Origin of the sequence: Pseudomonas sp. OST1909, from assembly GCF_015277575.1 — a bacterium.
In the GTDB taxonomy this organism is placed as follows: domain Bacteria; phylum Pseudomonadota; class Gammaproteobacteria; order Pseudomonadales; family Pseudomonadaceae; genus Aquipseudomonas; species Aquipseudomonas synxantha_A.
In genome coordinates this window covers 383,582-401,513 of record NZ_CP063780.1, presented here as the reverse complement: position 1 = coordinate 401,513, position 17,932 = coordinate 383,582, and the positions used below count along the sequence as shown (strand labels likewise).

General features: G+C 56.7%; 12 protein-coding genes. 1 reads left to right on the top strand and 11 read right to left on the bottom strand.

Going from position 1 to position 17,932, the window contains the following annotated elements:
- Positions 1-116: 116 nt before the first annotated feature.
- Positions 117-809 (bottom strand): hypothetical protein, encoded by a 693-nt coding sequence (locus tag IH404_RS01720; protein ID WP_122734871.1) that lies wholly within the window; start codon positions 807-809, stop codon positions 117-119.
- Between the two features lie 254 nt (positions 810-1,063).
- On the opposite strand from IH404_RS01720, the gene IH404_RS01715 reads away from it, so the two are divergent.
- Positions 1,064-1,321, top strand: a complete 258-nt coding sequence (locus IH404_RS01715; RefSeq protein ID WP_005783616.1) for a hypothetical protein — start codon at positions 1,064-1,066, stop codon at positions 1,319-1,321.
- Positions 1,322-1,359: 38 nt separating this feature from the next.
- Here the strand turns inward: IH404_RS01715 and IH404_RS01710 are convergent, their stop codons facing one another.
- The 10 genes from IH404_RS01710 to pgaC form a co-directional block, all read right to left on the bottom strand.
- Entirely contained in the window at positions 1,360-1,584 is a 225-nt protein-coding gene (locus IH404_RS01710; protein ID WP_133634227.1) for a hypothetical protein, read from the bottom strand.
- Between the two features lie 68 nt (positions 1,585-1,652).
- Positions 1,653-2,045 carry an SMI1/KNR4 family protein gene (locus IH404_RS01705; protein WP_106117644.1) on the bottom strand — a complete coding sequence of 131 codons (393 nt, stop codon included), beginning with the start codon at positions 2,043-2,045 and terminating at the stop codon, positions 1,653-1,655.
- A 209-nt stretch (positions 2,046-2,254) separates the two neighbouring features.
- Entirely contained in the window at positions 2,255-2,626 is a 372-nt protein-coding gene (locus tag IH404_RS01700) for a hypothetical protein (protein ID WP_232289401.1), read from the bottom strand.
- Positions 2,627-3,925: 1,299 nt separating this feature from the next.
- A complete protein-coding gene (locus IH404_RS01695; protein WP_005783605.1) occupies positions 3,926-4,369 on the bottom strand; it encodes a hypothetical protein in 444 nt (147 codons plus the stop codon).
- 115 nt (positions 4,370-4,484) lie between these two features.
- Positions 4,485-5,066 (bottom strand): DUF1629 domain-containing protein, encoded by a 582-nt coding sequence (locus IH404_RS01690; protein ID WP_242462635.1) that lies wholly within the window; start codon positions 5,064-5,066, stop codon positions 4,485-4,487.
- A 234-nt stretch (positions 5,067-5,300) separates the two neighbouring features.
- A complete protein-coding gene (locus IH404_RS01685) occupies positions 5,301-5,657 on the bottom strand; it encodes a hypothetical protein (RefSeq protein WP_003187492.1) in 357 nt (118 codons plus the stop codon).
- Positions 5,654-13,939 carry a DUF637 domain-containing protein gene (locus IH404_RS01680; protein WP_194439719.1) on the bottom strand — a complete coding sequence of 2,762 codons (8,286 nt, stop codon included), beginning with the start codon at positions 13,937-13,939 and terminating at the stop codon, positions 5,654-5,656. Before IH404_RS01680 ends, IH404_RS01685 begins: the two co-directional genes overlap by 4 nt.
- Positions 13,940-13,969: 30 nt before the next feature.
- Complete coding sequence (locus IH404_RS01675) at positions 13,970-15,691, bottom strand: ShlB/FhaC/HecB family hemolysin secretion/activation protein (RefSeq protein ID WP_005783598.1); 1,722 nt, start codon at positions 15,689-15,691, stop codon at positions 13,970-13,972.
- A 413-nt stretch (positions 15,692-16,104) separates the two neighbouring features.
- Entirely contained in the window at positions 16,105-16,587 is a 483-nt protein-coding gene (gene pgaD, locus IH404_RS01670) for a poly-beta-1,6-N-acetyl-D-glucosamine biosynthesis protein PgaD (RefSeq protein ID WP_005783596.1), read from the bottom strand.
- Between the two features lie 2 nt (positions 16,588-16,589).
- On the bottom strand, positions 16,590-17,930 hold the full coding sequence (gene pgaC / locus IH404_RS01665; protein WP_194439718.1) for a poly-beta-1,6-N-acetyl-D-glucosamine synthase: 1,341 nt from the start codon (positions 17,928-17,930) through the stop codon (positions 16,590-16,592).
- Between the last annotated feature and the right edge of the window lie 2 nt (positions 17,931-17,932).

Below are 17,932 nucleotides of genomic sequence, written 5' to 3'. Positions count from 1 at the left end.
CAGCGACTGACCCACCGCCTTCGCGGGCAAGCCCGCTCCCACAGGGGAACTGCGCTTAACCCTGACTGGCATTAGTCCAAGCCCGCCCACCAACAGCCGCCAGCCTTCGCACAGACCTACTTGAGCTCCTTCACCAGATACTGCGCAGAAATCTGCGTAATCCCGGTCAACGCCCGGCGCAAGGCTTCAGGGTCAGTGCGGTAAGTGAGCGGCGTGTAGCCATAGACGTTCTGGCCATTAAACGGCGTGACCGCTTCAAAGGTGCGCCAGATCATCTCATCGCCGCGATCCATCTGCGCCATCACGTTAAGGGTCGGATAAATCACACTGCTGAAACCCTGGGTCAGGCGAAAGCCCCACTCGGACACGGTCAGCTGAATCTGCGCATCGGCGGGCTCATCGTCGCCGACCACCTTGAGCGTCGAAGTCTTGCCCAACTCATCGACAAAGCCCTGCTTGAGCAACACGCCTACATCGAGTTTTTCCGCCTCCATCACCGTCAGGATGGCCACCGGCGTCGGCATCTCGGCCAACTGCCCGAGCCTCATGCCCGCGGCAAACCCGGCGCCACTCAACGCCGCCGTACCCAGCTTGGACGCCCCGCTGGCCATGCCAACACCGGCGCCAACCCCGGCACCCAGGGCCGCGCCCCAGGCCTGTTCGCGGCCGAAGTACACCATGTTCTTTTCCCACTTCACGGGCAGGACTTTGACGGTTTTGATCTGAGCGCGGTTTTCGGGGGTGAGGGGGTGGCTGACGCAACCGCCGAGAATGAGGGTGGCGAAGAGAATGAGGAGGAGGTTTTTCACATTGGTCCTTTAATGTTTGGGGTGAGGCTTTCAGATTTGCATAGTCGTAGTGCGTTTGTTCGTGAGCAGTATGTCGGCAATGGGTGGCAAGACGTTAGTAGCTGCGTACACGCTCCGAAGCGGCGGCATTTTGATGCCTTGCGCGGGCTTGGTGGTGCGGCTTATAGTCCGGCCGTCACCCAAAAGGTGACCGGGTTTGGCGACCCGAAGAACGAGCCCTCAATAATCCAGAGAGCTTAATGATGAATCGATACATGCCCCTAACCGGCCACGACTGCACCGTCCCAGCGCTGATCATCGACACCCAGGCACCTCTCGACGTCCTTCACGACGCGGCTGTGCATCGCATTCGGGCCGTCACCCAACTGCTGGAAAACCTGGCCTTCCGCGAACAACTCAGCAGCGATGCCGTAGTGCTTTCAGACTTCGCCCACTTGCTGGCCATTCCGCTGCGCGATGGGTGTGATTTGCTGGATGTCATCAGTCGCAGGCTGAATGCCGATCCGTCCTGAGTGAAAATCGGGCGGCCTTTGTGTCGCCCGCTTTGCGCTCAATTCCCTTGGCCACTCTCTTTACGATTTTTCAACCAGGACTGTATCCAAACGCCTACCCCAGTAGGTATTGCATAGGCAAAAACACCGGGTAACATATCTACGATTTCAGCCCAACTAAAGTCCCATACACCAATCTTTGAATAATTAACCAGCGCCCCCATGAGCTTTGCGATAACCCCCACCAACAAAAACAATAAAAACAGATAAATCAACAATAACAAAAACGCCTGCCACCTTGATCTAGGCTTAATCACTTTCCCTTCCCATTTCCTTCCCTTTTCTCCCAGAGTCACCTCAACAAACTATAAACAAACAAAGAAAATGTTTCACATAACTTCTTAACACTCATATCTGCAGAGTCTATTTTCACTACAGCCCATTTATCATTTTTATCAAAACCGACGCATCGCCCCTGCATATCATCACCAAAAATCATAACACTTTCGAATTGCGCCGCAGTCTCATCATCAAAAATATCACTTGCCTCTAGGAGGCCGTTATAAAGCATAAATCCGGCTGTTTCAATTTCCCCACTTCCGAACTCCTGCAAAAACTCCAAGTAATCATCAGGAGCATTTTTCTGCCCTACCTTTATTGCATTAAGACTGACATCATCTACAGCAGCCAAGCCATCAAGCAAATGCTCTTCTTTCTTACTCTTCAAAAAAGTTTTAATATCCACCTTCACCCCCTACTTTTTATCTGAAAAAATCTCTCTGGGCACACCTCCAGCACGATGTATTCCACCCTGATGCTGATCCGGAAATCAGAAAAGGGGGACAGATTTTTTTAATAGATTTTTCAACCCTAATTCAAATAAATCTGCTCCCTTTTTTCCGCTCCCTTTTTTCACTTCTCTAGCAAGATCAAACAAACCGCCTCCTTTTGTTCTCAATTATCTTTTGGAAAATTTATCGAAAAAGCCGAAAGTAAAGTCTCAATAATTTTTCGATCTGCATCATTCTTCGCAAAACGCTTAAGCACTGGGACAAGATGATAAAACAATAACTCGAGCCTGCTAGGATCTTTGGGCAATGCATCGTTAATGCATGCAACCATTAACTTAACTGGCATAATTGACGCGAAGGTTTCATATCCTCTAGCGCTAGAGAACGGAATTTTCTTAAAATAATAATCCGCTAAACGTTTCTGCTCTGGTTTTTTCCAAGATCTATGAGGAAGGAGTAATAAAGCTTCACCCCAATTATCTGAAGTAAGCGGGTACCGGCTCAATATCCAAGCTGCCGCCTGATCAGAAGTCATTTTCGCCAACTCTTTACAGAGTGATATCAATCTTGAATCCATACCAAACTATTTCCTTGGATTAAATGAGTTTTCCGGTAACCCAGAGTTAGCCTTTAGGGTAGCAGGTGGCTGATAATGACCGGAACTATTATCCCATCTTGTTATTTTTCCTCGCTCTGGACCGTCATTATTACCAAAGCGTATAGAGCCGGCATATTTAACTTCCCCCCCACGCTACCCCAGATGGGTTGAAAATTGCTCATTCACATTTGGGCGGCTTACCTTGATAGTCCCATCCGGCAATGTGACAAAATCGTAAGAACCTGAAGGGGTAATTTTCCCCCACCTTGCCCTTGCAACCAATACCGGCCTGATTCGTCCTGGACAAGAGTTCTCACGGGCCGTTGCGAACAAAAGAACAAAAGGAACAAAAGGGGACAGATTTATTTAATATGCTCTTCAACTCTAATTTAAATAAATCTGCCCCCTTTTCTGCTCTAAAAACAAAAATATATCCTATATTCGACTCTTCACCGAAACGGCTCCATGCAAATAGATCTGTCCCCTTCGATCGCAGCTCCATTCGAAACAGACTTATTTTTTACTTAGCCATTTAAATAAATCCGCCCCCTTTTCTCTTCCTTTTCTCTCGCCCCCTTTTCTCTCTTTTCTTTTCCCTTAAAACAACAGTTAAAAGACATAACATCCTTTTACGTTAGAAGTTTCGTATCTCCATGACTTTATTAGCCGATCCGCAGCGACAAAAACCGAATATCGGCAATCTCTAATCCAAGTTATGTAATACCGCCTGCCTCCGTTTTCATCAACAACCTTATCAAAGGTCTTATTTTTATTTACAGGCGACCAATATGAGTCGCCACATCCTCGAGTGCAGTCTTTGTAAAGGTGGGAATCGAAATGAGTACCTACCCATAGATTCATTCCATTTTCCCAATTGGAATGGGAAGGTGCGCAGCCAGCCAAGGCCGACAATAATACTACCAAAAGCCATTTATTAATTTTCACGCTTTTTCTGCGACTCAATTGTTGGGCGGTACTTATCGTACAGTGCTCCATAATTTACAAGCAGAGCAGGCGGCATGCTGCCCAAATTTTCAAAAAACGACATATCAGCTTGTTTGTGAGCTTCCAAGTTAATCATCCAACCATCGTGCAATGTAGCAAACCCATTAAACCCTGTAATTTGGTTTAATATATTGCTGACTGGAGTACCGTGACAAACAGCAGAACAAAGGGGACAGATTTATTTAATAGATCCAAGCGCAAATTTAAATAAATCACCCCCCTTTTCTCGCGTCATTTAACGCAGCACACCTGATCATCAGAAAGATAATAAAGTCCCTCCAGCTTTCCGCAAATGGAAGGAAGATCGAAAACCGATTCCGAGGCATAAGAAATAGGCAGCTCGGATCTAATCGAACCGGCAAACTCTGAACTTTCCCACGCGGGAGTTACTATACCGCTCCAAAAATTTACGACGGCTCCCTTATCAGACAATACAACAGGCTTTAAGCATTCAATTGCGGAATTGGAGTTCCAATACAAATAGCCGCGATACACAGAGTGTCTTTCACCAAAAAAATCAGCTCGAACGATAATCTGAAAGTCTGAGCACGTTTCCTGCTCGGCGAGGGGGCGTACAGTTAACTCATCCTCCACGGTATCGTCCATCGGAAAAAACCAAACGCTGTAGCGATCAAGATCATCAATCGTTAGCTCATATACTTGTTTGTCCGACACAAATCGCCCCCCATGTAATTAAACACAACAAAAGGGGGGCAGATTTAATCAATGGCCTTTGCACTACCACCACGAATTAAGCAAATTCGCCGCCTTCCCCCAACTACCTGACTAACTAGGTAACGGTTTCTTGATCACCATTAACAGATTCAAACAGTACGCCGACAACACCAGCTGCCACAAGTCGCCGTTTCACTTCTTCACTTACTATGATCGCACCCAAATATTTTTTAAGTCTAAATATATGACTTGATCCGACCCTACCCGGGTCAACCACCAAATTGTAGAAAGCACGATAGTTGCCGGCCATATCTGGCCTAACAGGATCATCTACCTCAAACTTTTTATAGCGAGAGCGCTTTTCATCCACGCAATCGATTTGCGTTTCTATAATCATCAAAAAATAGCTCTGGCAAACCACTTTATTGTTTATCTTAACCGGCTCAAAAACGACATGCTGATAAAGTTCGTCTATCTCTGGCAAACCGGCGAGCGAATTTTTTGCCCTCTCGCTTAAAACAGGAACACTGGCGTATCCAGCGAGGGAATAATCAACTTCTTTACCGTCGAACCTTACATCGAGGGTATATGTGCCTGGCTCCGTAAAATTAACTGCAGGATCACTGAAATGCCAGTTATCTACATGATGTACATCTCCGAGCACCCACCTATCGCAGACAGTTACATCTTGTCGCATTAAGTAATATCTCATTTCAGTCCCTCGTAAGCCATTTATCAACTTCACTACCCACGATTACTGCTTCTGACTTAATCCCTTCCAATATTTTTGTCACGAATCAACGAAAAAAGGGGACTGTCTAGTCCTGAAATAGGTTTACACCTGCTTCAGGACTAAACAGCCTTTAAACTCTAGTCTAGATAAATCTGCCCTCTTTTCTTGTCCCTTTTCTTCAGTCCCCTTTTCTTCAACTTATTCATCATCCCAAAACTGCCCCGGCGGCGCATAGTTGCCATCTTCCAAGATGCTGCACCATCCAAAAAGCCTATAAAACATTTCAAGATCCAATATTTGGTAGATATCAATATCAACTTTTTTTAACGACACCCGACCGTGTGCATAGTGAGAGTATTGCCCACCTACCCCACCTATCGCTCTTTTTTCAAGTTCTGCACGATCCCACTCCAGAACGGTTCCTGCAGCTTCTGGCAAAGGGTCCAAAAATTCAATTTCAAACTCCGTTGCAATTTTGCAAATGCAAGGAATCAGCCTTTGCTCGAGCAGGCTGTGGGTTAACAAATTCTCGGGAAACTTAATGCTTAATTTCATTTCAGAGCATCCTTTGGAACAACAACATAACCTGAAAAATTCTTTTCAAAAGTAGTCGCGGGGCTAAAATACTGCTTACCATGAGGATCACGAATTGCTACGACAGAAATGCCATTTCTGGTCGTAATGCCGTCGACCACAACAAAATGGGAAAATCCGGTACCCGCTGCTTTATCCACCACTTGGACAATAACAGGCGTTCCGTTTGCTGTGTATCTTGCCAAATCAGCAACGTTACGGCTTGCATAAACTGCCGTGTTGACGCCCTCAGACTTCATCAAATTCGCAACGTCCTGAGGGAAAATCCCGTCTTTTCCGGGTGGAAGCTTTTCAATCAGATTTCCTATGTCTACTTTATGTCCCATGGTATCCAAAACCATGCCACATGAGTTGTGACCACATGTAGGTACGGGCCCTTGATTCACAACTAAACGATCACCGCTTCGGGGTAGCGAATCACCAAGAAGTGGATTTTTAGGACCTGCTCCTGAAGGTAAGCTCTTTGCTAGCTCTTCTACCAAATCCGCAGACTCAGCAACCTTTCCTTCCAAATACAGCTTTTTAGCCTTACCTAAAACTTTTTGTGCCGCATCCCCGGCGCCCGGGATGAGTCCAATACTCGCCATGGCATAGTCAAACGGATCCTCAGCCTCATAGAAGCCCTTTGCATCGCCGTAAACCGGAATGAAGTCTGAACCAAATTCAGCGAGCTGCTCAGCCAGGCGCTTTGTCTGAGCAAGCGCAATCGGGCTATCTACTTGCTTAATGCTTCGAAGCTCCGCCTCAATGGAATACGCCGCAAGCTCTTTATTCTGCTCAACTTGCTTAGCCTGCTCTTTAGCCTCAGGGCCAAATCTCGCAACCACAAGGCTTCGAGCAGCCTCCGAAGCTTCTCGCCGTAAAGAACGACAGGTAGCACCTGCACCATTCGCACTGCAGGCTGTGGTTAGCGCCAAATCTCGACTTTTATCTAGAGCATCCAGAGCGTCAGCACGCCCACACGCAGCACTATCTCCTCCCTGGCATTTCTTCTTGGCAGCCCAGCGCTCTTGGTTTTCTTCATGGTTGAGGTAGTTGTACTGTGTCGAACTGCCCGCCACCCATGCTCCAGTTTGCAAACTCTCACCGTCAGCATCACTGTCCACCGACGCCGCAAGCACACCAATCAACTGCGAGCTCATCACCAGCAAGCTCTTTCTCTTATCCTCCGGCATGCTGGCGTACTGTTTGGCGAGGCTGTCTACCAGGGCTTCGTTCACACCTGCTGCCAACGCACCAGTACGGAAATCGCCGCCAGCAGCTTCAGCTGCCAGCCCGCCCATCAACGCATGCAGTCCAATCTTGGTGATACCGCCGTCGGCGAACCGATTCTTGGAGACATCACCAATCATGTTGAAGCCATAGGCAGCAAATGCATTGGCAAGGCTGCTTTGCAATGCATCCCCGAAGCTGGCTTCTCCTCCCAGCGCTTTAGTCAGGATGGCCGATGTGCCGTTTTGCAGAACCTGATTCGCAGTAAATTGACCAACACCTTGCCAGGTACTCAATGGGCTCGCAGATGTCACTGCGCCCGAGTTAGGCAGCGCAGTAGTAGTGCCTGTCTGCGTGCTGGTCCAGTCGTCGTAGAACCCTGCGGTCAGCCCCGCGGTAACACCCGAGACAACATAGCCCCGCATCGCATCGCTGGAGGTTACGTCCTTGACCACTGCGCCTAAATTGCCACGATTATTGATCGTGCTGATCGCACCATTACTCGCCATACCGGCAAGCACAACGCTGCCCGCAGCATTGGCCCAGCCTGCGGCAGATGTGGCAGTGGCAGCAGCCGTCGCACCAGCCATCGAGGTACCCGTCCCAGCGGCGGCAATTGCGCCGCTTGCTGCCCCCATCGTGAAGTAGGTAACAATGATCGCTATGACAATTTGCGCGCCGGCGCCCAGGCCGGAATTACTGTATTTGAAGCTGTCGTGCAGCTCTTTGACCTCGCGCCAGTCAACATCGCCACGCTGCTCCATTTGCTTGATCCAGGCGAGGCTTGGGTCCGCCTGGACCATCGCGTCGATGGTCTGGCTTACCGTGTTCTGGTTAACCTGCCTTACATCAATCTTCAAGCCGTCCACAGCCTTGATTGCCAACTCGCCCTGCGCCACCAACTCACTCTGACGCAATGTCTCGTCGGTATTCCCCTTACCCTTGGCGCTGGTCCACGCCAGGTCACCCTTGCTCTTCTCGTGGCTCTCTTGATGCAGGTCCTTGACCGCCTCGAACGTCACCGCACCGCCACTGGTGATGGCCAGGTCGTTACCACTTTCAAGCTTGGCCCGCTGATACAACTGATCACCGCCACTGACCAGCGACAGATCACCACCAGTCTTGATCTCAGTCCCCACATTCGTGACGTGGGTCACCTCATCACGCTTGGTCTTCTTGGCGCCCCAGCCACCCTTCTCCTTCATGTCGTAAAGGCTGTAGGTGCTGTTCTGCGCCGCCAACAAACTCAACTTATCCCCGCTATACAGATAAGCCTCATTCCCCGCACTGATCCTGCTCGCCACAATCGTGGTATCACGCCCAGCCTGGCTGACAAAATCCCCACCCGCCGTCAGCACGCTTGCCACTTGAGTGGTCTGGTCGTCCGCGGTCTTGATGCGTTTTTTGCCGTCCTTTTCCTTGCCCTCGACGTTGTGCATGTCGCTGACCGAGGCGACGTTGAGGTCGCGGCCGGCAGCGATGTTGAGGTCTTTGCCGGCGGTGGCGGTGCTGCCGATGATGTTGACGTCTTGTCCGGCCTGCATGTTGAGGTTGCCGCCCGCCGTGACGCTGGCGGCGAGGTTTTTGACGTCGGTGGTGATGCTGGATTTCTCGCCGCCGTCGCGGGACTCGTGTTTGACGCTGGTGTCGCTGGCGGCGATGAGGTTGAGGTCTCGGCCGGCGGTTAAGTTGGCGTCGTTACCAGCGGTGAGTGCGCCTCGGTTGGTGAGGTCGCGCCCGGCGTCGATGGCGAGGTTTTCGCGGGCGACGATGGTGCCGGCGCTGGTGTCGGTGAGGGTGCGCATACCGGCGCCGTCACGCACCTGGATGGCGGTGGTTTCGTTGGTGATGTCGCCTTTGAGCGCCGTGAGGTTGACTTGTTTGCCGCGGATTTCGCCGGCCATGGCGTTGCGGATGCTGTCCTGGGCCAGCAGGTTGAGGTTGTTGCCGGCTTCAACCAGGCCGCCGGTGTAGATACTGCCGCTGCTGATGGCGGAGAGGTTGTTGCTGGCGCGCAAGGTGCCGACGTTGATCAGGTCGCCGCCGGTGACCAGGTTGAGGTCGCGGCCCTGGATAAGGCTGTTGCCGCGCACGTTGCGCGAGTCGGCCTGGGCCAGGTACAGCACCGGTACGAGCACGGTCTGGCCGTCGATGACGCGGTTTTCCATCCACACGATGTCGTGGGTCAGGGCGCCGACTTGCTGGTCGGTGAGGGCCACGCCCAGGCTCAGGCGCAGCGCGTCTTTGCTGGCAAGGCCGTTGTCCATCAGGTAGCGGAACTGGTCGGCGTCGCTGTACAGGCCGCCGGCGAGGAAGCGTTGGCCGGTTTGCGCGAGGACGGCGTCGCGGATCAGGCGGGTTTCGTACTGGCCGTCACCGAGGCGGCGCCAGGCATTGTCGGCATTGAAACCGAGTTTGCCGAGCATGTAGTCGGAGCTGAAGAAGCCCGACGCCGAGGTGAATTCGGGGTTGGTCTCGATCAGGTAGTGGCTGGTGGGGTCGGCGTTTTTGACGAACAGGCCGTACTCGCCCTTGGGCAGTTGGAAGGTCGGCGAGCTGGTGGGGTCGACCGGCGCGAAGGCGGTGCCGGTGTAGTCCACCGGTACGAAGCCGCCACCGGGGGCCACGCCCACCACGGGCAATACGCTGCCGGGCGCCTGGGCGCTCGGGTCGTTGGCGTGTTTGCTCAGGTTGATGTTGATACCGCCGACGGGGATGCCGGTCTGGTCGTCGCCGAGGGTGCCGGTCAACTGGGCCAGGGTGTTGTTGTGCAGCGTGCCGTTTTGCAGGGTGCGGGCGACGTTGAGGTTGACCGTGCCGCCGGCTTGCAGGGTGGCGTCGTAGCCGGGGCCGCTGTTGTTGGTCCAGGTGGTGACGTCACTTGCGTAGGCGAACGGCAGGCTATTGGGTGAGCGGCTTTTGAGTTCTTCGAAGCGCGCCTTGTCGAAATTCCCGGCCGCCGTGGCCGCATTGAACGCGGGCACGTCGACATATTGCATGCGTTCAAACAAATCGTCGGAGACGTGACCTGGGGTGCCGATGACAAGCTTGCGCTGGCCCGTGCGCGTGGCGGCGCCCTGATTGAGCAGGTCACCGGCAGTAATGCTCAGGTCGCCATTGGCGGCCATCAGGCTGTAGCGGTTCTGCACATTGTCGCCTTGCAGCAACATGTTTTTGCCAGCCACCAGGCGCGCCGCTACCGAGTCCTTGGTCGCCGCCTCAAGGTACGTCTCGTAGATGGTGATCTCGCCACGTTCCCAGTTGTCGCTCTCGCCGCAGTGCTGGCCACAGATCCAGCTCAAGCTGCCGGTGGTCAGTGTCTGCCCGAGTTCGAATTCGTCTTTGGCGTTTTCGATAAAGCCTGCATTGATGCCAATTGAGCCTTCGCTTTCCACGGTGCCGGAGCGGTTGCTGAACAGCACGGCACGCCCGCCATCGCGGGCGGCGAAACTCAGGTTGCCTTTGCTGTAGACATCGCCATAGCTGTTGCTGAAGCCATTGCTGCGCAGGGTCATGTCGCCGCCGCTGAACAGCAGCGTGTCGGCGGCGTTGGTGATGCCGTTGACCGCCGTGAGGTTCACTGCGCCCTGGGCACCGAGGGTGCCGCGGTTGTTGATTTGCGCGGCGGCGATATCCAGTTGCTGGCGGGCGGTGAGGAAACCGAGGTTGTCCAGGGTGCCGCCCAGGGTCAGGCGGGCATTGGTTGCGGCCAGGCGGCCGCCGTTCTGGCTGAGGTTGTTGGCGGCGACGGTGAGTGTTTGCAGGGCCGAGACGCGGCCGCTGTTGGTGATATCGCCGGTGGTGATGCTGATGTCACCGTCGCTGAGCAGTTCGCCGCCGTTGTCCAGGCTGGCCACGTTGAGGATCAAGCCCTTGGCGCTGGCCATACGGTCGCCGGCCTTGAGGGCAAGCCCCTGGTCGCTCTTGTAGGTGAGCACGTCGTTGAGTTGCACACGGCCCAGGCCATCGACGTTGCCGAAGGCCCAGTCGGCGCTGCCCATGCCCTGGATATTGCCCTGGCTGCCGGAGAGGCTGGCGGTGTTGAGGTGGAACAGGCCGGTGCCGGCGTGTTGCAGCATCCCGTTCTGGTTGTTGAAGCTGGCCGCGTCAAGGCTGAAGGCCTGGCTGCCGAATTCGAGGGTGCCGTTCTGGTTGTTCAACGCACCGCTGAGGTTGACGCGGCTGCTGGCGCCGCCCAGGGCACGCAGTTGGCCGTTGGCGCTGTTATCGAGGTTGCCGCCAGTGAGGGTCAGGCCCTGGTTAGCTTCGACCAAACCGCCCTGGTTGGTGAGCGTGTCGCGTGAGGTCAGGTTGATCTGATTGCCGCTGACCTGGCCGCCCGCGCTATTGTCGAGGGTGGCGCCGCTGACGGTCACTTGTTCTTTGCCGAACAGTTTGCCGCCACGGTTGGCCAGGGCTTCGACGGTCAGTTGCAGGTTGCCGACCAGGCTTGCCATCAGGCCGCCGCTGCCGTTGTCGACGCTGTTGGCGGTGACGGTCAGGCTGTCGCCTTGCACGGTGCCGCCCTGGTTATCCAGGCGGGTGGTATTCAACTCGGTGAGGGCGCCGCCGCTGAGGATCAGGCCCTTGCGGTTGCTCACATCCTGGCCGCTGTAGCTCAGGCCTTCGGCGCCGGCCAGCAGTTGGCCGTTGTCGTTGTTCAGGTGCTGGGCGGCGATGTCCAGGCGCTTGCCGCGCAGGGTGCCGCCGTCGTTGTTGAGAGTGGTGAGTTGCTTGACCAGCACGCTGCGTTCGCCCGCGTCGATCTGGCCACCGACGTTGGTGAGCAGGTCGCTGACCTTGAGCACAACGTCACCGCCATCGCTGACCAGCGCGCCTTTGTTGCTGTTGTTGAAGGTCTGTGCGGTGACGTCGACGGTCTGGCCCAGCAGGATGCCGGCGCTGTTGTCGAAGCGCTCGCCTTGCAATTGCAGCAGGCCCTCGCTCTGGATGCGGCCCTGGGCGTTGAGCAACTGACCCGGGCCCTTGAGCAGCAGGCTTACGCCCTGGGCGCCACCGGCCAGCAGGCCGGCGTTGCGGTTGTCGAGGCCCGAGGCGCGTACGTCGAGGTGGTCGCCCAACACGCGCCCGGCGCGGTTGTCGATATCGCCGCCAGCCACGTCGAGCAGCAGTTGCTTGCCGACGATTGTGCCGCTCTGGTTATCCAGGTTCGCGGCGTGCAGTTCGATATCGCCCTGCCCGGCCTGCAAGCGGCCCTGGGCGTTGTTGAGCTGTTGCGCGGCGGTGAGGGTGAGCTTGCCGGTGTCGGCGCTCAGTACGCCGCCTGCGTTGCTGCTGAGGGTACCGGCAGTAACGTTCAGATCGGTGCTGGCCTGGGCGAAACCCTGGTTGTTGTTGAAGGTGTTGGAAACGGCGAGGTTGAGCGCGCCACCGTCGGCCTGGATCAAGCCCTTGAGGCTGTTGTCGAGGTTGCTGGCAGTGACGGTCGCGGTTTTGGCCACCAGTACGCCGTTCTGGTTGTTCAGGCTGCCGGCGTTGACGGTCAGGTCGTTGGCGATAACTTGCCCGCCGCTGTTGTTCAATTCGGCACTGGTGAGCACCAGGCTGCCGCCGGCCATTTCGATACGGCCCTGGCGGTTGTCCAGCGATGCGCTGTTGAGCGTGGCGGCCTGGCCTTCGCCGAAGCGGATCAAGCCGCCGAGGTTGACGATGGCCGGCGAGTTGATCGCCAGGCTCTGCTCGCCAAACAGGCGAGCGCTGGCGCCCTGGTTGGTGAGTTTGGCGCTGCTGACCTCGACGGTCTTGGCCTGGATGATCGCGCCCTGGTTGGTCAGCGCTTGCGCGGCGGTAATCGCCAGGGCGCGGCTGGCCAGCAGGTTGCCGCTGGTGGTGACGGTTTGCGCGTTCACCACCAGATCGCCGGTGGTGTTGCGGCTGTTGTCGGCGGCGACGCCGGCTTCGATGATGCCCGGGTTGTTCACGCTGGCCGCGTTGATCTCGATGCGCTGGCCGGCGGCGATGCTCTTGCGGTTGACCAGGGCCTGGGCGCTGGTGACCTGCACATTGCCGTTGGCGTAGACCTTGTCGGTGAGGTCGATGTTTTGCGCGGTGACGTTGACGTTACCGGTCGCCACCGTTTGCGCCATGCTCAAGCGACCATTGGCGTCGAGCTGAATATCGCCACCACTGGCGGCCAGGGTGCCGTCGAGTTTCACGCCCACACCGGCTTCGGTGCCTACCAGTTTGATCGCGCCGGCATACATGCCGCCCAGGGCCGAGGAGTCGATCGCCAGCTCCGGCTTGGCGCTGCCGTCGTCGGCGCGGGCGGTGGTTTTCAGGCTTTGTGCATCGACGTCGTTGCGCCCGGCGATCACGTTGAGTTCGCGGGCGTTGATTTGTGCATTGATCTTGGCCGAGCGGGTGATGATGTCGAAGCGTTCGACGTTGCTGGCGTTCAAGCCCTGGCCGTCGATGGTCACGGCGCCGCCGTCCACTTCATAGCGCTGCAACTGGCCGCTTGCGTCGAGCACCGGTTTACCGGTGGTGAGGGTGACGTTGGGGGTGTTGATAAAGCCGCAACCGCTGCACGTCACGCCGTACGGGTTGGCCACGATGACCTTGGCCGACTGCCCCGCCACTTCGGTGTAGCCGCGCAACTGGCTGGGGCTGCCGCCGTTGACTTCATTGAGGATGACGTTCGCCGCGCTGCCCTTGAGGTTGGGGTTGCCGACAATGATCCCGCCCAGTTGGGTGTTGACCATGGCACCGTTGCCATTGTTGAGGATCACGCCGTTGGGGCCGACGTTGTAGTCCTTGAACTGGTTATGGGACAAGCCCGCGCCATTGGGGGTGGCGATGTTCACCACCGGCACGCCATTGCCCGCCGCGCCCACGGTGGTGCCCGGCGCACTGACCACAATGCCCTCGGCCTGGGCCAGCAGCGGCTGCCAGAACAATGCGTTGGCGAGGATCAACGCCAGCCCGCGCTTGGGCAGGCCGAAGAACGCGTCCCGGCGCTTCAGGGCGGCAGAAGGTTGGCGGGCCAGGAAGGCGAATTGGCGAACATCCATTGTCAGGCTCTCATGCAGCGGGGCGTTGAATTACAGGAAAAAATCCATGCGGAAGTAGATCGGCGCTTCGCGCTCGGTGACTACACCGGGTCTTTCTAACGAATGAGCAAAGGTCACGCTGGTGCTCACGTGTTTGCCACGGGCGAACAGCTCCAGGGAGTTGCTGGACACCCGGCCATGAACGTTGTCGTTATAGCGGTCGTTGCGGATCACGCCTTGGTCGTAACCGACGCTGGCGCCGTATTCGAAGAAGGCCGGGCGCATCCAATCGAGGGTCACCGGGCGTGCCCAGCGCACTTCGTTGCGCCAGTAGCCGCCGCTGTCGCCGGTCAGCAATTGGTCCTTGAAACCGCGCACCGAGGCCGAGCCGCCGAGGCTCATGCGTTGCGGCGAAAACAGCGGGTCTTCACTGCGCTGCCCGGTGGCCAGGCTGCTGAAGCTGAACGACTCGCCCCACAGGCTGAACGGTTGCAGGTAGCTGACCGTGGCGGTGTATTTGCGGTAGCGCGAGTTCGGCTGGCGACGGCCTGCTGGGTCACGCTCGTCTTGCGCCTGGGCGTCGAGCAGGCCGATGCCGCTTTGCATGCCCAGGTCCAGGTTGACGAAGGCACTGCCGATGCGCCGCCCGTGGTTGACGCCCAGTTGCAGTTCGCTGAGGCGGTTGCTGCTGGGCGCGGTGCGCACGTCGAGGATGTAGTTGTTGGTACGCAGGTGCGCCAGGCCGACGTTGACCGAGGTCTTGCTGACGTCGTCGCGATGGATCACCCGCTCGGCGCGCAGTTGGTGGTTCTGGTTGTCGCCGTCCTGCTTGTATTTGAAGCCGTCGGCGATGCCGTAGGTGCGGTAGTCGCTTTCGCTGTAGGTGTAGCTGAAGTTCCACCAGCCCCAGGGCACGTTGTAGTAGAGCATGGTGTTTTTCGAGGTTTTCTGGTGATCGCTGATGGCGTCGTGGCCGCCGCGCAGCATCAGTTGGTCGCCAAGGCCGAGTGGGCTGTCCCACTCCAGGCCGGCGCCCCATTGCTGTTCGCCGGTGCTTTTCTGCCCGTCGTTGTTGCGCGACAGGCTGGCGCGCCAGGGCTTTTGCGCGGTGTTCTTGACCACCACATCGCTGCCGCCGATCTGCTTGCCGGGGGTGAGCTCCATCTGTGCTTGTTTGGACGGCAGGCGGTTGAGCTGGTCCACCAATTGCTCGATCTCACGCAGGTTCAGCGCTTCGCCGACCTTGCCGGGAAAGGCCATGGCCAGTTCGCGGTCGGTCACTGTGCTGCCTTCGGCGCTGCGCAAGGCTTCGAGCTTGCCTTCGACCACAAGCACTTGCAGGTGGCCGGTGGAAAGGTCCTGTTGCGGCAGGTAGGCACGGCTGGTGACGCGGCCTTTGCCGAGGTAGTAGTCGGTGATGGTTTTGAGCAAATCGTTAAGCTGCGACACGCCCAGGCATTGGCCGATGTAGGGCTTGAGCAGGCGCTCGCGCTCGGGCGCCGGCAGGCTGTCGGCACCTTTGAGTTCGATGGTTTTGATCGGGAAGCACCGAGTGTCGGCAGGGCTTGCCGGGGCTTGGGGCTTTTCCGCTTTGCCGGGCAGGTCCTGAAGCTCCTGGAGGCGCCGCTGCTGCTCTTCGAGCAGGCGATTCTGCCGGTCACGGATCAAGTCCTGATCGCCAGGCGTGGGGGCGGCGGATGCACTGTTCAGGCTCAGGCAGGTGAGCAGGAACGTGCAGAGAAGAAACCGAGTCCGTGGCAATAACGAAGACATGTTCGATCCATCGAAAATCAAGGGCCGCGAAACTAACATCGAACTTCCAGCTAGCCTAGAAACGGGCGAAGTTGGGCCGTTCGCTGAAATAGTCTTCAAGCTATTGATTAATAAATATAAATTTTCATCAAAAGGGCTGAGCCTTTTCAACGGAAGTGATTATTCCGACAAGTGGCAGCGATTTTGATGGCAATTCGACGAAGGGTTTTTTGATTGCCATTATTTAGCCATCAAGTTTCGTCGAGTTAGGTTAGTACCGAGAAAAGGAGAAAAGTTCGCGGGGGTTTTGTGAATTGGATCCCATTTATCGGAATTCCAAGGAGAGGGTTGAACCACTGCAATCTAAAGGGTGGGAAATAACCAATGTGGGAGCAAGCCCCCTCCCACATTGGGTAGTCGCAGCATTGAGGATGTCAGCCAATGCCTTTGTCTTTGTCGGCGCCGGGTACCAGGGTCAGTCCAGGGCGTTCGACGTCGCGGGAGACGTGGGACTTCACCTCTTCGACGCCGCCCTCTTCATCGTTGTGGATCACCAGCACGCCAGGGCGGCGCAGTTGTTCCAGGTCGCCATCGCCCAGGTTGAAGCTTTCACTCAGGTGCTTGTCGCTCAGGGCATTGGCCTCTGCGCGGCGCTGGGCAAACTGGCGGCCGCGGCGCTGTTGATAGCGCGCCCAGCCGATCAGGATCAACGCGTTGAACAAGGCGATCCACAGGTAGATCTGCAAGGTGTTGAGCGCGGCAAAGATCGGCGCCTCGATGCGTGGGCCGCCATGGGTCTCGAGCATGGCGCCGATGCCACGTGCCAGCAGCCAGACCAGCCCGCCCCAGGCCAGCAGGGTCAGCAACACATCGATGATCCACATCACAGGGCTCTGGCGAGTTCTGACCAGTTTCATGCTCACGCCTCCTCTTGGGCAGGTTTGATGCCACGGTCCGGGCTGACCCAGCGTGCGCGTTTTTGATGCTGGTTGAACAACACCTTGGGAAAGCTCACCAGCGTGGTGAACAGGCTCACCAGCCAGAACACCATCGGGTACCACACGGTCCAGAACAGGGTTTTCCACAGGTCTTTTTCGTAGCGCCGGTCGATCAGGATGCTGACCGCAAACTGCAGCAGGCACACCATCGCCAGCACCAGGCCGGTAAACGCGGGTGGCACCAACGAGTCCACGGTAATCGCCGCCGGCAGCGTGACGAATTTACCCACGGCCCAGAAGATCACCGACAGCAGGAAGGTGAAGGCCCAACCGGTGGACAGGCAGTATTCGAACAGCAGCGGCCACAGGTAGCGATGGCGCCATTGCCAGATGCCGCGAATATTCTTGAACAGCACTTCGGCGCCACCCTGGGCCCAGCGCAGGCGCTGTTTCCACAGGCCGCCGACGGTCTCGGGCATGAGGATCCAGCACAGGGCACGCGGCTCGTAGAAGATCGACCAATGATCCAGTTGCAGCTTCCAACTGACATCGATGTCTTCGGTGATCATGTCGGTGCTCCAGTAGTCGATGCGGTCCAGCGCCTTCTTGCGAAACGCCACCACCACACCCGAGACCGTGAAGATCCGTCCGAACACCCGCTGGGTGCGCTTGATCAAGCCGATGATCGAGGAGAACTCGCCGACCTGCACCCGGCCGATCAGGGTGGAACGGGTACGGATGCGCGGGTTGCCGGTGACGGCGCCCAGGCGCGGGTTGTCGAGCATCGGCGCGACCATGTAGGCCGCCGCGTTCTTGTCGAGTAACGCATCGCCGTCGATGCACACCAGGTATTCGCTGCGGGCGGCCACCGCACCCATGCGCAGGGCCACGGCCTTGCCCTGGTTCTGCGCCAGGTGCAGCACGCGCAGGCGTGGGTGTTGCAGTGCCAGGGCATCGAGTACCGCTGCGGTGTTGTCGCTGGAGCCGTCGTTGACCGCGATCACTTCGATGTTTGGGTACACCTGGGCCAACGCGGCCGCCATCGTGTCAGCGACGTTATCGCCTTCGTTGTAGCAAGGGATGATGATCGAAATCAGCGGCTCGCCGGCCAGGATCGGCGCCGGGGTGTCTTCCTCCCACGACCAATGGCGCTCCCAGTGCAGCCAGAAGTACAAGCCGCCGGCGATCCACAGCGCCGACATGAACAGCGGGTAGAAGAACACGAAGTCCATCAGAAACTGCCCGGTGATCAGGAAGATCAGGCCCAGAGGCAAGCCCAATACCAGCGCCAACACGAATAGAGCCAGGATTCTGTCGAACATGA